The sequence below is a fragment of the Novosphingobium mangrovisedimenti genome, from assembly GCF_025153475.1.
Lineage (GTDB): Bacteria > Pseudomonadota > Alphaproteobacteria > Sphingomonadales > Sphingomonadaceae > Novosphingobium > Novosphingobium mangrovi_A.
The window spans coordinates 334,740-350,200 of sequence record NZ_JANZXA010000001.1 but is presented as its reverse complement, the minus strand read 5'-3'; the positions used below and the strand labels follow the sequence as shown (position 1 = coordinate 350,200).

Genomic DNA, 15,461 nt, shown 5'->3' with positions numbered 1-15,461 from the left:
TAGGGTCACCAGAACATGGCAACCACCGCTGAACACTTCCAGGGCCACGCGGAAGAACACCACCACGAACACAAGCCGGCGTTCTTCGCCCGCTGGTTCATGTCGACCAACCACAAGGACATCGGCACGATGTACCTGATCTTCGCGATCATCGCGGGGATCATCGGCGGCGCCTTCTCGGGCATGATGCGCATTGAGCTGGCCCAGCCGGGCATCCAGTACCTCGACATCTTCGCCAAGTGGTTCGGCGCGGTGAACCCGGACTTCAACTCGACGCTGCATGTCTGGAACGTCCTGATCACCGCCCACGGCCTGATCATGGTGTTCTTCATGGTCATGCCGGCGATCATCGGCGGTTTCGGCAACTGGTTCGTCCCGATCATGATCGGCGCGCCGGACATGGCCTTCCCGCGCATGAACAACATTTCGTTCTGGCTGACCGTGGCGGGCTTCTGCTCGCTGATGATCTCGGCCTTCGTGCCCGGCGGCACGGGCCTGGGTGCCGGCACCGGCTGGACCGTCTACGCTCCGCTGTCGACCACCGGCTCGCCCGGTCCCGCCGTCGACTTCGGCATCTTCGCGCTGCACCTCGCCGGTGCCGGCTCGATCATGGGCGCGATCAACTTCATCACCACCATCTTCAACATGCGCGCGCCTGGCATGACCATGCACAAGATGCCGCTGTTCGTGTGGTCGGTGCTGGTCACCGCGTTCCTGCTGCTGCTTTCGCTGCCGGTTCTCGCCGCCGCGATCACCATGCTGCTGACCGACCGTAACTTCGGCACCACCTTCTTCGATCCTTCGGGCGGTGGCGATCCGGTCCTGTACCAGCACCTGTTCTGGTTCTTCGGTCACCCCGAAGTCTACATCATGATCCTGCCGGGCTTCGGCATCATCTCGCAGATCATCTCGACCTTCTCGAAGAAGCCGGTGTTCGGCTACCTCGGCATGGCCTACGCCATGGTCGCGATCGGCGTCGTCGGCTTCATCGTGTGGGCCCACCACATGTACGCCACGGGCCTTTCGGTGAACACCAAGATGTACTTCACCGCGGCCACCATGGTCATCGCGGTTCCGACCGGCATCAAGATCTTCTCGTGGATCGCGACGATGTGGGGCGGCAGCCTCGAGTTCAAGTCGCCGATGGTCTGGGCGATCGGCTTCATCTTCCTGTTCACCGTGGGCGGCGTCACCGGCGTCGTGCTGGCGAACGGCGGCGTGGACGACGTGCTGCACGACACTTACTACGTCGTGGCGCACTTCCACTACGTGCTTTCGCTCGGTGCGGTGACGGCTCTCTTTGCGGGCTTCTACTACTGGTTCCCGAAGATGAGCGGCAAGATGCACTCCGAGTTCCTCGCGCACCTGCACTTCTGGGTGTTCTTCGTGGGCGTGAACATGATCTTCTTCCCGATGCACTTCCTCGGGCTGCAGGGCATGCCGCGCCGTTATCCGGACTATGCCGAGGCCTATGCCTACTGGAACCACTTCGCGACCGTCGGCTACATGATCATGGCCGCCAGCCTCGGGATCTGGTTCGTCAACATCATCTATGCCTTCGCCGCTGGCCGTAAGGCGGAGGACAACTACTGGGGCGAAGGCGCGACCACGCTCGAGTGGACGCTCACCAGCCCGCCGCCCTACCACCAGTTCGAGACGCTTCCCGTGATCGGGGAAACGGCTCACCACTGATCCGGAACAGTGCTCGCGATGACGAGCCGAAAGAAGCAATCCAGGGCCTCTAGAGCGCGCTGGATTGCTTCTCCGTATCAGGCGCCTCGCCATGACACGGCATTCGGGTGTATGAACCAGACGCCATGAACCCTACGATTCCTGCCTCCACGCCGCTGCCGGCCGACTGGCGCGACCTGCTCGCGCTGACGAAGCCGCGCGTGATGAGTCTGGTGATCTTCACCGGGCTGTGCGGCCTGATCGCCGCGCCCGAGCGCATCCACCCGGTGCTCGCCTTTACCGCGATCCTGTGCATCGCGATGGGGGCAGGCGGGGCTGCCGCCCTGAACCAGTGGTGGGAGGCCGATCTCGACGCGGGCATGAAGCGCACGTCCAAGCGGCCGCTGCCGCAGGGCAGGCTCGATCGCACCACCGCGCGCGATTTTGCCGGCGTGCTCTGCGCTGCTTCGGTGTTCCTGATGGGTTTCGCGGTGGGCTGGCTGGCGGCCGCCATCCTTGCCATCTCGATCATCTACTATGCCGTCGTCTACACGATCTGGCTCAAGCCGCGCACGCCGCAGAACATCGTCATCGGCGGCGGCGCCGGCGCGTTCCCGCCGCTGATCGGCTGGGTCGCGGCGACCGGGCACGTATCGCTGATGCCGGTCATCCTGTTCGCCATCATCTTTTTCTGGACGCCGCCGCACTTCTGGGCGCTCGCGCTCTTCGTGAAGAGCGACTATGCCAAGGTCGGCATTCCGATGATGCCGGTCGTCGCGGGCGAGAAGTCCACCCGGCGCCAGATCCTCGTCTATGCGGTGCTGCTGCTGCCGCTCAGCGTGCTGCCCTGGTGGATCGGCGGAACCGGCGCCGTCTACGGCGTTTCGGCAATCGTGCTGTCCAGCCTGTTCCTCGCCTTGTCGGCCCGCGTGGCCTTGCGCGAGCGCACGGGCGAGGACGATGCCATGAAGCCGGAAAAGCAGCTTTTCGCTTATTCTGTGATCTACCTCTTCGCGCTGTTCGCGGCGCTGGTGGTCGATCGTTTCGTGGTTATTTGAGGCGCGCGATGGAAGACCAAGGCAAGGATAGCCCCAACATCGAGCAGATCCGCAAGAGCCGCAATCGCGTGCTCGCGCTCAGCCTCGCGGCTTTCGTCATTCTCGTGTTCTTCATTTCCATCGCCAAGATGAGCTGAACGCGATGGCCGAGGCGATCAATCCGGTGGACCGCGCCAGGCAGAGCAACCGCAAGGTAGCGATGGTTGCCCTGTCGATGGCTCTGGGCATGCTGGGCCTGGGTTATGCCTCGGTGCCGCTCTATCGCATTTTCTGCCAGGTCACCGGCTACGGCGGCACGACCAAGCGGGTCGATGCGGCGCAGGCCGCGGGCATCGTGGATTCGGGGCGCACCATATCGGTGCGTTTCGATGCCAATGTCGCGCGCGACATGCCGTGGGACTTCAAGCCGCTGCAGCGCACCGACACGGTTTCGATCGGGGCACGCGACATGGCGCTGTTCTGGGCCAGGAACGAATCGGACCAGACGGTGACCGGCACGGCCAGTTTCAACGTCGAACCCGAGCAGGCCGCGAAGTACTTCAACAAGATCCAGTGCTTCTGTTTCACGGAGCAGACGCTGAAGCCGGGCGAAGCCGTGCGCATGCCGGTGCTCTACTACATCGATCCGGCGATCCTTGACGATCCGGACAACAAGGACGTGGAAGAGATCACGCTGAGCTATACGTTCCACGTGACGTCCGTCGGCGACGCAAAGGCACTGGACCAGAGCAAGACGGGCGGTTAAGGGCCCAATTGGGAAACAATTGCGGCGCCTTGGGGGAGCCGCAGGGAAAAGACAGTTTCGAAAACGGGGAAGAAGGCACCATGGCCGGTACCAAGAACCACGACTACCATATCCTTCCGCCGGATATCGCGCCGCTGGCAACGACGATTGGCGCCTTCACGTTCACGTCGGGCATGGTGCTGTTCATGCACGATCTGCCGGGTGGGCACTTCGTTCCGTGGGCCGGCATGGCGCTGCTGCTGGCATCCATGTTCATGTGGTTCTCCAAGATCGTGAAGGAAGCCCACGCCGGCGATCACACGCCGGTGGTGCAGCTTCACCAGCGCTACGGCATGATCCTGTTCATCGCTTCGGAAGTGATGTTCTTCGTCGGCTGGTTCTGGGCCTTCTTCGATTTCTCGCTGTTCCCCTCGACCATTGCCGAGGTGATCGGTGGCCAGTGGCCACCCAAGGCGATCGAAGCGGTCATGGACCCCTTCGCGCTGCCGCTGCTCAACACGCTGATCCTGCTGTGCTCGGGCACGACCGTCACCTGGGCGCACCACTCGCTGATCCACGGTGACCGCGAGGGCCTGAAGAAGGGCCTCTGGGCGACCGTGCTGCTCGGCATGCTGTTCACCTCGATCCAGGCTTACGAATATCTGCACGCGCCGTTCGGCTTCGGTGGCAACACCTACAGCTCGGCCTTCTACATGGCGACCGGCTTCCACGGCTTCCACGTGATCGTCGGCACCATCATGCTGATCGTCTGCCTCGTGCGTTCCTACCAGGGCGACTTCACGCCGCGTCAGCACTTCGGTTTCGAGGCTTCGGCCTGGTACTGGCACTTCGTCGACGTCGTATGGCTGTTCCTGTTCGTCGCAGTCTATATCTGGGGCGGATGGGGCTATCCGACGCACTGATGTCGTCTGAGCACGATCCGAATTCCAAGGGGCAGCCGGACACCGCTTCGGCTGCCCTTTTCGGTCTCTGCCCGCGCTGCGGCGGGAAGACGCTGTTCGGAGGCGCCATCCAGTTCGCCCCCCGCTGCAGGGCCTGCGGGCTCGACTATACCCAGTTCAACGTCGGTGATGGCCCCGCGGCCTTCCTGACGCTCATCGTCGGCGCGGTGATCGCGATATTGGCGATCTGGGTGCAGCTCTCGTTCGAGCCGCCGTTCTGGGTTCATGCGGTGCTGTGGATTCCGCTCACGACGGCGATGGTGATCGGCGGGCTGCGGATCGCCAAGGCGTGGCTGCTGGGCGCCGAATACCGCCGCCGTGCCGGAGAGGGGCGGCTCAAGGACGAATGATACGCCGCATTCCCGTTTTCCCGACGCTGGTCGTACTGGTCGCGGCGGGTATCATGATCTCGCTGGGCTTCTGGCAGCTGCGCCGGTTGCACGAGAAGGAAGCGCTGCTCGCGCATTATGCCGCCGCGCGGGACATGTCCGAGGAGATCGACTGGACGTCCGGCGGCGTAGGTGAGGACGTGCTCTATCACCGCGCGCATATGATCTGCGCCGGGGTCAAGAGCCGCAGCAGCATGGCGGGCAAGAATGCCGACGGCGAATCGGGGCTGGCCCAGACGGCGCAATGCGTGCTGCCCGGCGGGGGTGAGGCGCTGGTCGTGCTGGGCTGGTCGCTCGAACCCAATGCCGGGCTGGAATGGCAGGGCGGGACGGTGCGCGGCATCATCGCGCCGGGACCGCGTCTGGTCGCGGATCCGCCTGTCGCCGGCCTTCAGGCCAACGCCGAGCCCGATCCCGCGGACATTCCCAACAATCACCTGTCCTATGCGATCCAGTGGTTCCTGTTCGCCGCGACGGCGCTGGTGATCTATGCGATCGCGCTGCGCAAGCGCCTCAAGCAAGGCTGAAGCGCAAGCCAAGGCTTCCATTTCTGTCCGCTCCCGGCTAACCGCGCCCGGAAACCACAGGGATGGCCATGGACTACATCAGCACCCGCGGCAGCGCTCCGGCGCTCGATTTCGAAGGCGCGACGCTCGCCGGGCTCGCGTCGGACGGCGGTCTTTACGTACCGCGCGAATGGCCGCGTTTCTCCAGCGAAGAGATCGCCGCGATGGCGGGCCTGCCCTATGCGGAGCTGGCCGCCAGGATCATGGCGCCCTTCGTCGGCGACAGCCTCGCGCCCGAGCGGCTGCTGGAATTGACCACGCAGGCTTACGGTCGCTTCGCGCACAAGGCGGTGACGCCGCTCAAGCAGCTCGACGAACAGCAGTGGATGCTTGAACTGTTCCACGGCCCGACGCTGGCATTCAAGGACGTGGCGCTGCAGCTGCTCGGCCTGCTCTTCGAGGAATTCCTCTCCCGCTCAGACCGCAACCTGACGATCGTCGGCGCGACCTCTGGCGATACCGGCTCGGCCGCGATCGATGCCGTGGCCGGGCGCGAGAAGGTGGATATCTTCATGCTCCACCCGCAGGGCCGCGTCTCCGACGTGCAGCGCCGGCAGATGACAACGGTGCTCGCGCCCAACGTCCACAACATCGCCATCGAGGGCTCGTTCGACGATGCCCAGGCGATGGTGAAGCGCATGTTCAACGACACCGCCATGACCGACCGCTTCGCCATCGGCGCGGTGAACTCGATCAACTGGGCGCGTCTGATGGCGCAGGTGGTCTACTACTTCGCCGCCGGCCTGCAGCTCGGCGCGCCGCACCGCGAAGTCGCCTTCTCGGTACCGACCGGAAACTTCGGCGATGTTTTCGCCGGCTACGTCGCGGCGCAGATGGGCCTTCCCGTCGCCAAGCTGATCGTGGCCACCAATGTCAACGACATCCTCTACCGTGCGCTCACCACCGGCGACTATTCGCAAGGCACGGTGACGCCGACCGCAGCGCCTTCGATGGACATACAGGTCTCCTCGAACTTCGAGCGCCTGCTGTTCGACCTCGGCGGCCGCGACGGCAAGGCGATGGCCGAGCAGATGGCCGGCTTCGAAGCGACCAAGGCGATGCAGCTCACCAATGCGCAGCGCGAAGGCGCGGCCGCTCTGTTCCGGTCGGCCCGCGCCGATGCCGACGACATGTCGACGACGATCCGCTGGGCCTGGGAGAATTGCAGCGAACTGATCGATCCGCACACCGCCTGCGGCCTTTTCGCCGCGCGCACGGCGGGAATCGATGCAGCGGTTCCGGTGGTGACGCTCGCCACCGCGCACCCGGCCAAGTTCCGCGATGCCGTCGAACGTGCCACCGGCCACCGCCCGAGCCTTCCCGCGCGCGTGGGCGACCTGTTCGACCGCGAGGAGAAGTGCGTCGAGCTTCCGGGCGACTACGCAACGGTTTGCGAGTTCGTGGCGAACATCGCTTCGCCCAAGGCCTGATGGCGGACCTCGTCACCCAACCTGTCGTCCTGGTCGGCGAGGGCTGGGACGATTACGGCCTCGTCGATTCGGGACATGGCCGCAAGCTGGAACGCTACGGCGACTACCGGTTCATCCGCCCCGAACCGCAGGCGATGTGGACGCCGCGCCAGTCGGACTGGGATGCGCACGGCGAATTCGTGCCGGGCTCCGACGAGGATGGCGGCGGCCGCTGGCGTTTCGATCGTCAGGTCCCGCGCGAGGGCTGGTCGCTCGCCTGGAACGAGGTCGCGTTCACCGCGCAGTGCACGCCGTTCCGCCACCTCGGCTTCTTCCCAGACATGGCGCCGGTCTGGGACTGGATGCGGCGCATGCTCGCGGGGTGCGACGATGCCAATACGCTTAACCTGTTCGGCTATACCGGCGTGGGCACTCTGGCGCTTTCGGCGCACGGGCAGGTGACGCATGTCGATGCCTCGAAGAAATCGGTGGCGCAGGCGCGCGAGAATGCCGCGCTCGCCGGGCTGGAGGACCGCCCGGTGCGCTGGCTGGTGGACGATGCGGCGAAGTTCGCCGCGCGCGAGGTGCGCCGGGGCAAGCGCTACGACGGCATCATCCTCGATCCGCCCAAGTTCGGCCGCGGGCCGGGCGGCGAGACATGGCGGCTCGAGGAAGGGCTGCCGGGCCTGCTTGGCGATTGCCGCCAGCTGCTCGATGCCGAGAGCCGGTTCCTGTTCCTCACGGTCTATGCCGTGCGCATGTCCTCGCTGGCGCTGGCCGGGCTGATGGACGAACTCTTCGCCGGCCTGCCCGGCACGATCGAGCACGGCGACCTTGCGGTGCGCGAGGATGCCCTCCGACAGGCTCAGGATGAGCGGCAGGGCCGCCTGCTTCCCACCGCGATATTCGCGCGCTGGTCCAATCCCGGCTAAAGGGCGCCATGGCCGATTCGCTGATCCTTGAAGTTGCCGATTTCGAACAGGATGTCCTCACGGGCATCTACTCGGAAGAGACGGGCAAGCCGCAACCGCTGCGCTTTTCGATCGCGGTGCGCCTGAAAGTGGCGGACCATTACGCGCCCGACACCCCGCTCAGCGCCAGCAAGAACTACATGGATCTCAAGTTCGCGGCGTCCGAGGCGCTGCCGCAGGGCGTCCATTTCAAGCTGATCGAGGCGGTCGGGGATCATATCTGCGAGACGCTGTTCCTGCAGGACGACCGGGTGGAGGCGGTTACCGTCAAGATCGTCAAGCTGGCGATCAGCGAGAACGGCGAAAAGATCGGCATGACGCTCACGCGCGAAAGGCGCTGAAAGGGCGGTGCCGATGGAGCTGCTTCACATCGGGCCCCTGGCTGACGATCCGCTCGAAGCATCGGCGGACTTTCATGCACGGCTGCTGTCTGGTGTGGAGACGACGCTGGGCGCCGGAGCCGATCCGCTGACGCTGGTTTTCCTGCCCGCCCGACACGAGCATCGCGCATGGCGGCTCGCCGTGGTGCAGGGCCTTGCGCGCCGTTTTGCGCCCTCGCGGGTCAATGCGCTGGAATGCGACGACAGCGTCGCGTGCGCGGCGGCAGCGCGCTGGCTCGATGGCGCGGGCGGCGTGACGGGGCAGCTTTTGCCGCTCGATGGAAACGGGGCGGGTCCGGTGCTATATCCGCAAGGATGAACAGTCCCGCGCCTCTCGTTGACCAGTTTCAGCGCCGCATAAGCTACCTGCGGCTTTCGGTTACTGACCGCTGCGACCTGCGGTGCTCCTATTGTATGCCCGAGCGGATGACCTTCCTGCCGCGCAAGGATGTGCTGAGCCTGGAGGAACTGCACGATCTCGCGCTCGGCTTCATTGCCCGGGGCATTACCAAGATCCGCCTGACCGGTGGCGAACCGCTGGTGCGGCGTGACATGATCGAACTGGTGCGGGCGCTCGGCCGCAAGATCGGGGACGGCCTCGAGGAACTGACCCTCACTACCAACGGCACGCGCCTTGCCGAGTTCGCGGAAGACCTGTTCGCGGCGGGCATGCGGCGCATCAATGTCTCGCTCGATACACTCGATCGGGAGACATTCACGCGCCTCTCGCGCCGCGATTCGCTGCCGCAGGTGCTCGAAGGGCTGGCCGCGGCGAAAGCGGCGGGGCTCAAGGTCAAGCTGAACACGGTCGCGCTCAAGGGCGTGAACGAGCAGGAGATCCCCGACATCGTCGCCTGGGCGCACGGGCAGGGTTTCGATGCCACGCTGATCGAGGTCATGCCGCTGGGCGAGGTCGAGGAAGACCGTATCGATCACTACCTGCCGCTCGTTGCGGTGCAGGAGGATCTGGCCCGGCGCTGGACGATGACGCCGAGCGACCATCGCACCGGCGGCCCTGCGCGCTACTGGGATGTGGCGGAAACGGGTGGCCGGCTTGGCCTGATCACGCCGCTCACCAACAATTTCTGCGAAGGCTGCAACCGCATCCGCGTGACCGCGACGGGCCAGCTCTATGCCTGCCTCGGCGGCAACGAGCGGGTGGACTTGCGTGCGGCGCTGCGCAGCGAGGACCCCGAGGTCCAGTTGTCCGAGGCGCTCGATACCGCGATGCGCATCAAGCCCGAGCGCCATCATTTCGCCATCGACAAGCCGGGCGCCGCGCCCGCGCTTGCCCGCCACATGTCGATGACGGGAGGGTGATGGGCGTGGGCACTGGAATGGACCTGCCTTCCTCCGAAAGGGAAAGCGCGTCGCGCATCACGCTGGTGTTTCTCGGGCGTCTGGAGGATCTGGCCGGCGGCGGCAGTCGCGCGGTCGCGGCCGCATCCAGCATCGATGCCGTGATCGATGCGCTCGAACCGCAGCTTGCCCGGGCGCTGCGCGAACCGCGCGTGAAGCTCGCGGTCAACGGCATCCTGCTGCAGGACAACGATGCGCCGGTCCTCAGGCATGGCGACGAGATTGCCTTCCTGCCTCCGGTTTCGGGCGGCTGACATGGCAGAGGCGACCACCGACGTCCGCCTCGCGACCGGGCCTTTCGATCCTGCGCACGAGCTGGAGGCGTTCACCGCCGCCCATCCCGAGGCGGGTGGCATCGTCAGCTTCCTCGGCCAGGTACGGGCCGGCGGCGGCGTCGAGGCACTGGAACTGCAGCATTACGAACCGCTCACGCTTCCGGCGATGAAGGCGCTGGCGGCGCGCGTGCGCGAGCGCTGGGAACTCGACGGCCTGCTGTTGATCCACCGCAGCGGCGTGATGGAGCCGGGCGCGCCGATCGTCCTTGTCGCCGCGGCGGCACGCCATCGCCGCGATGCCTTTGCTGCCGCCGATTTCGCGATGGATCACCTCAAGAGCGAATCGTGGTTCTGGAAGCGCGAGAAGGCCGGCGGGGAATGGCGCTGGATCGAACCGCGCGATCAGGACTTCGAGGATATCGCCCGCTGGGGCTGAACGGCGAAAAAAGCGTCGTGCGTTTGATACCGGTCAATTCGCTGCGGGGCCAGTTGCGTCATTCCTGATCACTGAGGGAGATCAGGACCATGTCGAAGTATCTTAGCCAGGAAGACCTCCAGGACATTGCCGTCGTTACCGATACGCCCGCGCGGACCGGTATTGATCGCAATTTCGGCCTTCCCGGCGGCCTCTACGTCGCGACCGTGGGGCTCTATCTCGGGTTCATCGGCTTGATGGCTGCGCTGTTCCTGAATCCCGAACTGGCGATACCGATGGTCCTCTTCGCCGGTTTTGTCGTCTTTGCTTTCGGCCTCGCGGGTTACTGGGCGAAGATGAAGCCAGACAATGATAGCGCGCCGATGAGCTGGGGCCAGCTTGCCGCGCGCGGTATCGATACTCTGAGCGGAAGGTTGACGGCCGGTGAAGCGGCCATTCAGGTTCTCACGCTGCCCGTGCTGATCCTGGGCTGGGGCCTGGCGGTCGCGGCTGTCGTAGCTTTCACCTGACCCATCCGTCCGGGCCGGGGGGCTTTCGGGCGGGCGAGTCAGGCGTTCGGAGGGCCCCTCCCCCACCGGGGAGGGGCTTTTCGCGTTTTCGGGTGTGGCGTGAATCAGCCTGGAAGGCGCGCGGCGAGGCCCTCTATCACCTTGTCCTGTGCGGCGACCAGACCGTCGACCTGATCGCGCGCCGCGGCGATCGCCTTGGCGCTCGGAGTTTCCTCCAGTGGAGCGGCCGTCCGGGCATCGACGTAGAGCGCGTCGAGGTCGGCCAGGGCCTCCATGGCGCTGGACCGGCTCGATTCGAGGCGCGCCAGGGCGACGCTGGCACTGCTCCACGAATCGCTGGCGATCCCGCCCGCCGCAGCCACTGCGCGTTCGGCGGCGGGCCGGTTGGTCTGGAATTGCAGGTCCGCGTCGCGCGCGACGGCGACGAGACCATCGAGCCGGGTGACGAGATCGGCGCTTGCAGGGGGCAAGGGCGGGGCGGGCAGCTCTGCCACTCCCGCGACCGGCGTGGCGCTTCCGTCGATTCGCTCGAAGTCGCGCAGTCCAAGTGAGGGATAGGAGCCTGCGGTCGAGCAGGCGGCCGCCATCATCGGCAGCAGGGCGGGCAGCAATCGGGCTTTCGCGCGGAACATGACGCTGCCATAGCATGGCGCGGGAACGAAGGGAGAGGCTTTCGCGTTGCCTTCGCGTTATAAACAGGACGGCAATGCCAGCGAATCCCGAGTCCTTGGTTGACACGACTCGGGCGTTGCACTAACGGCACCCACTCTTTCCGGCACCTCGCCCAATGCGGGGTGTCCGGCGCGTCGCCCGCAAGGCTCTACTCTTCTTCGGTGGAGTGCAGCGGCCGGGGCAAGGTTGTTTCGGCTCGTTTCGGGCACATTGAGATTAGGTAAGGGCACCATGTTCGCAGTAGTGCGCACGGGCGGCAAGCAGTACCGGGTTGCCGCCGGAGACAAGATCGCGGTCGAGAAGCTGGCTGGTGAAGCCGGTGAGACCATCACCCTGGGCGACGTTCTGCTCGCGGGCAACGACGGTGAAATCGCCGACGCCTCGAAGGTCAAGGTTTCGGCCGAGATCATCGCGCAGGCCAAGAGCGAAAAGGTCGTGGTGTTCAAGAAGCGCCGCCGCCACAACTATCGCCGCAAGAACGGCCACCGCCAGCAGATGACCCTGCTGCGCATCGTGTCGGTCGGCTAAGCCTCGCGCATTCGGAGTAACAGGAAATGGCACATAAGAAAGCAGGCGGCTCTTCGCGCAACGGTCGCGACTCAGCGGGCCGCCGCCTTGGTGTGAAGAAGTTCGGCGGACAGGAAGTCGTCGGCGGCAACATCATCATCCGTCAGCGCGGCACCAAGGTGTACCCGGGCGTGAACGTCGGCATGGGCAAGGATCACACCCTGTTCGCGCTGGCCGAAGGCCGCGTGCGCTTCCATGATGGCAAACTCGGCCGCAAGTATGTGTCGGTCGACGCCATGGCAGAAGCCGCCGAATAACCGGATGGTCGGTAAAAGGGCCATCCTGACGGGATGGCCCCGCCGGACACCATAGTCCGGCTCGAAAGAGGGAGAGGGCCACCGCCCGTCTCCCTTTTTGCTTTTCTCCCTCAACTCGCCGCACGCCGGTCTCGCCGTGACCTGCGGTTGACGCTTTTGAACAATGCGTCAGCCGGCGCCTCGGCTTCACGCCCGCGTGCGTAATCGCAGTGTCACGCCGTCCGGATAAGGGAGCGGCGAGGCGAATGAGTGGAGAATCAAGATGTTCATTCGCAGCGAACGCCTGTTCCTGCGCCCTGGCTGGCCCGAGGACTGGGAAGACCTGCAGAGGTTGATCGGCGACGAGCAGGTCGTGCGCAATCTCGCCAGCGTTCCCTGGCCCTATACCGGCGCACATGCGCGCTCGTTCGTCAATTTGCAGCGGGAACGCCTCTGTCCGGGTTTCATGATCACGCTTCCGGGCGCGGCAGGTGCGCGGCTGATCGGCGGTGTCGGCTTCCAAAAGACCGATGCCGGCGTGGCGCTCGGCTACTGGATCGCCCGCGATCACTGGGGGCGGGGCTATGCGAGCGAAGCTGCGCGCGCGGCGCTGAGCCTGGCGTGCACGCTTGGCCATGAGCGGATCGTTGCCACCCATTTCCTCGACAACCCGGCCTCAGGCCGCGTGCTCGACAAGCTCGGTTTCCGTCGGACGGGACGGATCGTCGAACGGTTCAGCGAGGGGCGGGGGATGGTCTATCCCGCGCGCGAATATGAACTCGTTTTCGATTCGCCGGGCGGCTGCGCCGATGGGGATGACGACGTGCCGCACAGGCGCGCGGCCTGATTCGGTTGCCTGTCCACCGGGGGCAGGCAATTGTTAACCGGGTGATGTCAGAGAGTTGGTGCCGTAGAACGTCCGCCTTGTGGAACTTTCGTGCAATCGCGGGCGTTCGGGTGCATAATAACGACGCGGAAATGGGACAACGGAGAACCGTGGCATGTTTGTCCGCACGGAGAGGTTATTTCTAAGACCCGGTTGGCCGGAGGATCTGGACGATCTGCTAGAGACGTTCAGGGAAGACGCCTTCCAGCGTACAGTTGCGGTATCGGCGATGCCGCGCACCCGCGAGGCTGCGCGCGCGTATCTTGATCGACCCCGCGATCCGCGCTTTCCGCATTTCTTCATGTACCGGCGAGGCACCCAGGGTGCGAAGCTCGTCGGTGGCGTGGGGCTTGGCCCGCATGGTGACGAGGTCGAGGTGGGCTACTGGATCGCCGCGGCCTTTCGCGGGCAGGGCTATGCGCTCGAAGCCTTGCGCGCGGTGGTCGAGCAGGCCCGCACGCTGGGCCATCGGCGGCTGGTCGCGAAGCATTTCACCGACAACGATGCCTCGGTGCGTGTGCTCGAAGCGGCCGGCTTCCATGATACCGGCGATGCGCACCTGCGCTACAGCGCGGGGCGCGGGGAAGAGGCGCTGGCGCACGTCTATGCCATCGATCTCGAGCGGCGCAGGTGGCCGCACATGGAAAGCCCGGACGAAATGCTCAGCGCCTGAGCGGAACGCTCAGGATGGATCCGGTGCGGGCAGCCAGGCCGGCCAGAGGTCGGGCGGCACGTCGCTGGTCCGAAGGTGGTCGACGGCCAGATCCAGTTCCGGATAGGCCATGCGGCGGCGTTTCTCGTCCGAACGTGCGAGCGGCACCACGATCAGGCGGCGGTTGACCTTCTGCCGCCAGTTCATGCGTGCGGTGTTTTCCTGACCGACGAAGCAGCCCTTGGTGAAGCTCACGCCGTTGAGTTCGGCGGCATTGCATTCCAGCCACAGCGTTTCGCCGTCGCCCAGTTCGGCCCGACCCTCGGTGACGCCCAGGGCGAGGCGGTGGACGCGCCAGGCGGCGTCCGCGCCGGTTTCGGTCTCTTCGGGATCGGCGGGGCCGATCGCGGCGATCCAGCGTTCGCCCAGTGCGGGCAGCCGCGGGTCCGCCGCGGCCGCATCGCCCACGTGCGGGCGCCAGTGAACCGCGAGACCATCGTCGCGAACGATGTCGATCGCCTTGCGCAGCCGGTACATCGACAGCCGCTTCAGCAGCGCGTCGGCCGCGGAAGCCTCGCAATCGATGAGCAGGCCGTCGCCGGCCGGCCAGATCACGAAATCGAACAGTGCCTTGCCTTGCGGCGAAAGCAGCCCGGCCCAGACCGGCAGCTGTTTGGTCACGTCGGCGGTGACGAGGCCCTGGAGGAAATCGGCGACGTTTTCCTCCGAATCCGCGCGGGGCGAGAGGCGGATCAGGGCGCGGTCGAACAGGCGGGTTGCAGTCATGCCCGGCAAGGTGGGGCCAGGCGCGGGGCGCTGCAAGAGCTTACGGGCACTTTGCCAGCCGTTCGCGCATTTCGTCGAGCACCCAGACCGCCGCCGGCCCGGGCGGGGAGTCCTTTCGCCACAGGGCGACGAGGGCATAGTCCTTCGATGACCATTCGGGCAGGATCAGCTCGACCAGCGCACCGCTATCGAGGTCTTCCTGCACGCGGTGTCGCGGCATGGACCCCCAGCCGATACCTTCCTTAAGCAGCGCGTGCTTGGCGCCGAGGTCGGCAAGCCGCCACGAGCGCGGACTGAGCACCGAGAAGTCGCGGCCCGCGGTGAGCGGAGATCGGTCGGTCAGGACCAGTTGCAGGTGCTTGCGCGTCTCGCCCGGCGCGATGTGTTTTGCACTGGCCAAGGGATGGCCGGGGGCGGCGACGGCGACGAGTTCGACGCTGCCGATCGTCTCGCGTTCGATCTCGGGCAGGTCGAGGATGTCCGGTCCGGCCACGGCAAGCGTGGCCCGGCCTTCCTGAACGAGCGCGGCGACGGCGCCCAGCGCCTCGACGTGGAGCCGCAGCGCCACGCTGGGGAAGCGCGCCTGGAAATCGCGCAGCAACCGGGCCAGGACATTGCCGGGGACCATCACGTCGACCGCGAACGACAGTTCGGCCTCCAGCCCCTGCCGCAGGCTGCGCACCTTGGCGAGCAGCGCATCGACGTCGTCCGCGATCGTGTGCGCTTCGGAGACGAGCGCACGTCCCTGTTCGGTCAGCTGCGGCTTGCGTGACCCCTCGCGATCGAACAGGCGCACATCGAGCTGGGCTTCGAGCTGGGCGATGGCGTAGCTGACCACCGAGATCGCGCGCCCCAGCTTGCGTGCGGCGGCATTGAAGCTGCCTTCCTCGACGACGACAAGAAACGTGCGCAGATGGTCAAGACTGGGTGGGGCAATTTCAGGCATTCAACTT

22 protein-coding genes are annotated in these 15,461 nt (G+C 65.7%); 19 read left to right on the top strand and 3 right to left on the bottom strand.

From position 1 onward, the window contains the following. The first annotated feature begins 15 nt into the window (after nucleotides 1–15). From ctaD to NZK81_RS01815, 15 genes are all read left to right on the top strand, one after another. Nucleotides 16–1,692: a cytochrome c oxidase subunit I gene (ctaD, locus tag NZK81_RS01885; RefSeq protein WP_260043396.1), complete on the top strand. Its 1,677-nt coding sequence runs from the start codon at nucleotides 16–18 to the stop codon at nucleotides 1,690–1,692. A gap of 125 nt (nucleotides 1,693–1,817) precedes the next feature. After that, nucleotides 1,818–2,729: a heme o synthase gene (locus NZK81_RS01880; RefSeq protein WP_260043395.1), complete on the top strand. Its 912-nt coding sequence runs from the start codon at nucleotides 1,818–1,820 to the stop codon at nucleotides 2,727–2,729. An 8-nt stretch (nucleotides 2,730–2,737) separates the two neighbouring features. Beyond that, entirely contained in the window at nucleotides 2,738–2,866 is a 129-nt protein-coding gene (locus NZK81_RS01875) for a hypothetical protein (protein WP_260043394.1), read from the top strand. Between the two features lie 5 nt (nucleotides 2,867–2,871). Beyond that, entirely contained in the window at nucleotides 2,872–3,474 is a 603-nt protein-coding gene (locus tag NZK81_RS01870; RefSeq protein ID WP_260043393.1) for a cytochrome c oxidase assembly protein, read from the top strand. Between the two features lie 80 nt (nucleotides 3,475–3,554). Then, nucleotides 3,555–4,376, top strand: coding sequence for a cytochrome c oxidase subunit 3 (locus NZK81_RS01865; protein WP_260043392.1), 822 nt, complete (start codon nucleotides 3,555–3,557; stop codon nucleotides 4,374–4,376). Continuing rightward, complete coding sequence (locus NZK81_RS01860) at nucleotides 4,376–4,765, top strand: DUF983 domain-containing protein (protein ID WP_260043391.1); 390 nt, start codon at nucleotides 4,376–4,378, stop codon at nucleotides 4,763–4,765. The genes NZK81_RS01865 and NZK81_RS01860 overlap by 1 nt, the downstream gene beginning before the upstream one ends. After that, nucleotides 4,765–5,331 carry an SURF1 family cytochrome oxidase biogenesis protein gene (locus NZK81_RS01855; protein WP_260043916.1) on the top strand — a complete coding sequence of 189 codons (567 nt, stop codon included), beginning with the start codon at nucleotides 4,765–4,767 and terminating at the stop codon, nucleotides 5,329–5,331. The genes NZK81_RS01860 and NZK81_RS01855 overlap by 1 nt, the downstream gene beginning before the upstream one ends. Nucleotides 5,332–5,399: 68 nt before the next feature. Next, the gene (gene thrC, locus NZK81_RS01850) at nucleotides 5,400–6,800 is read left to right on the top strand and encodes a threonine synthase (RefSeq protein WP_260043914.1); all 1,401 of its coding nucleotides are present in this window, start codon (nucleotides 5,400–5,402) and stop codon (nucleotides 6,798–6,800) included. Next, nucleotides 6,800–7,711 carry a class I SAM-dependent methyltransferase gene (locus NZK81_RS01845; protein ID WP_260043390.1) on the top strand — a complete coding sequence of 304 codons (912 nt, stop codon included), beginning with the start codon at nucleotides 6,800–6,802 and terminating at the stop codon, nucleotides 7,709–7,711. The genes thrC and NZK81_RS01845 overlap by 1 nt, the downstream gene beginning before the upstream one ends. Nucleotides 7,712–7,719: 8 nt before the next feature. Continuing rightward, nucleotides 7,720–8,091 (top strand): dihydroneopterin aldolase, encoded by a 372-nt coding sequence (locus NZK81_RS01840; RefSeq protein WP_260043389.1) that lies wholly within the window; start codon nucleotides 7,720–7,722, stop codon nucleotides 8,089–8,091. Between the two features lie 13 nt (nucleotides 8,092–8,104). Next, nucleotides 8,105–8,449 (top strand): Rossmann fold domain-containing protein, encoded by a 345-nt coding sequence (locus tag NZK81_RS01835; protein ID WP_260043388.1) that lies wholly within the window; start codon nucleotides 8,105–8,107, stop codon nucleotides 8,447–8,449. Continuing rightward, nucleotides 8,446–9,450: a GTP 3',8-cyclase MoaA gene (gene moaA, locus NZK81_RS01830; RefSeq protein WP_260043387.1), complete on the top strand. Its 1,005-nt coding sequence runs from the start codon at nucleotides 8,446–8,448 to the stop codon at nucleotides 9,448–9,450. Before NZK81_RS01835 ends, moaA begins: the two co-directional genes overlap by 4 nt. Before the next feature lie 5 nt (nucleotides 9,451–9,455). Further along, a complete protein-coding gene (locus NZK81_RS01825; RefSeq protein WP_260043386.1) occupies nucleotides 9,456–9,743 on the top strand; it encodes a MoaD/ThiS family protein in 288 nt (95 codons plus the stop codon). Nucleotide 9,744: 1 nt separating this feature from the next. Further along, nucleotides 9,745–10,200: a molybdenum cofactor biosynthesis protein MoaE gene (locus NZK81_RS01820; protein ID WP_260043385.1), complete on the top strand. Its 456-nt coding sequence runs from the start codon at nucleotides 9,745–9,747 to the stop codon at nucleotides 10,198–10,200. An 89-nt stretch (nucleotides 10,201–10,289) separates the two neighbouring features. After that, nucleotides 10,290–10,709: a hypothetical protein gene (locus NZK81_RS01815; protein WP_260043384.1), complete on the top strand. Its 420-nt coding sequence runs from the start codon at nucleotides 10,290–10,292 to the stop codon at nucleotides 10,707–10,709. Nucleotides 10,710–10,813: 104 nt separating this feature from the next. On the opposite strand, the gene NZK81_RS01810 is transcribed toward NZK81_RS01815, so the two are convergent. After that, nucleotides 10,814–11,341, bottom strand: coding sequence for a hypothetical protein (locus NZK81_RS01810; protein ID WP_260043382.1), 528 nt, complete (start codon nucleotides 11,339–11,341; stop codon nucleotides 10,814–10,816). A gap of 271 nt (nucleotides 11,342–11,612) precedes the next feature. On the opposite strand from NZK81_RS01810, the gene rplU reads away from it, so the two are divergent. The 4 genes from rplU (at nucleotide 11,613) to NZK81_RS01790 (ending at nucleotide 13,743) form a co-directional block, all read left to right on the top strand. Then, nucleotides 11,613–11,909 carry a 50S ribosomal protein L21 gene (gene rplU / locus NZK81_RS01805; RefSeq protein ID WP_260043381.1) on the top strand — a complete coding sequence of 99 codons (297 nt, stop codon included), beginning with the start codon at nucleotides 11,613–11,615 and terminating at the stop codon, nucleotides 11,907–11,909. Nucleotides 11,910–11,935: 26 nt separating this feature from the next. Continuing rightward, the gene (gene rpmA / locus NZK81_RS01800) at nucleotides 11,936–12,205 is read left to right on the top strand and encodes a 50S ribosomal protein L27 (RefSeq protein WP_260043380.1); all 270 of its coding nucleotides are present in this window, start codon (nucleotides 11,936–11,938) and stop codon (nucleotides 12,203–12,205) included. 262 nt (nucleotides 12,206–12,467) lie between these two features. After that, nucleotides 12,468–13,031 carry a GNAT family N-acetyltransferase gene (locus NZK81_RS01795; RefSeq protein WP_260043379.1) on the top strand — a complete coding sequence of 188 codons (564 nt, stop codon included), beginning with the start codon at nucleotides 12,468–12,470 and terminating at the stop codon, nucleotides 13,029–13,031. Nucleotides 13,032–13,185: 154 nt separating this feature from the next. Beyond that, nucleotides 13,186–13,743, top strand: coding sequence for a GNAT family N-acetyltransferase (locus NZK81_RS01790; protein ID WP_260043378.1), 558 nt, complete (start codon nucleotides 13,186–13,188; stop codon nucleotides 13,741–13,743). A 9-nt stretch (nucleotides 13,744–13,752) separates the two neighbouring features. Here the strand turns inward: NZK81_RS01790 and ygfZ are convergent, their stop codons facing one another. After that, nucleotides 13,753–14,508, bottom strand: a complete 756-nt coding sequence (ygfZ, locus tag NZK81_RS01785) for a CAF17-like 4Fe-4S cluster assembly/insertion protein YgfZ (RefSeq protein WP_260043377.1) — start codon at nucleotides 14,506–14,508, stop codon at nucleotides 13,753–13,755. Nucleotides 14,509–14,548: 40 nt separating this feature from the next. Continuing rightward, nucleotides 14,549–15,454 carry a LysR family transcriptional regulator gene (locus tag NZK81_RS01780; protein WP_260043376.1) on the bottom strand — a complete coding sequence of 302 codons (906 nt, stop codon included), beginning with the start codon at nucleotides 15,452–15,454 and terminating at the stop codon, nucleotides 14,549–14,551. Nucleotides 15,455–15,461 lie beyond the last annotated feature (7 nt).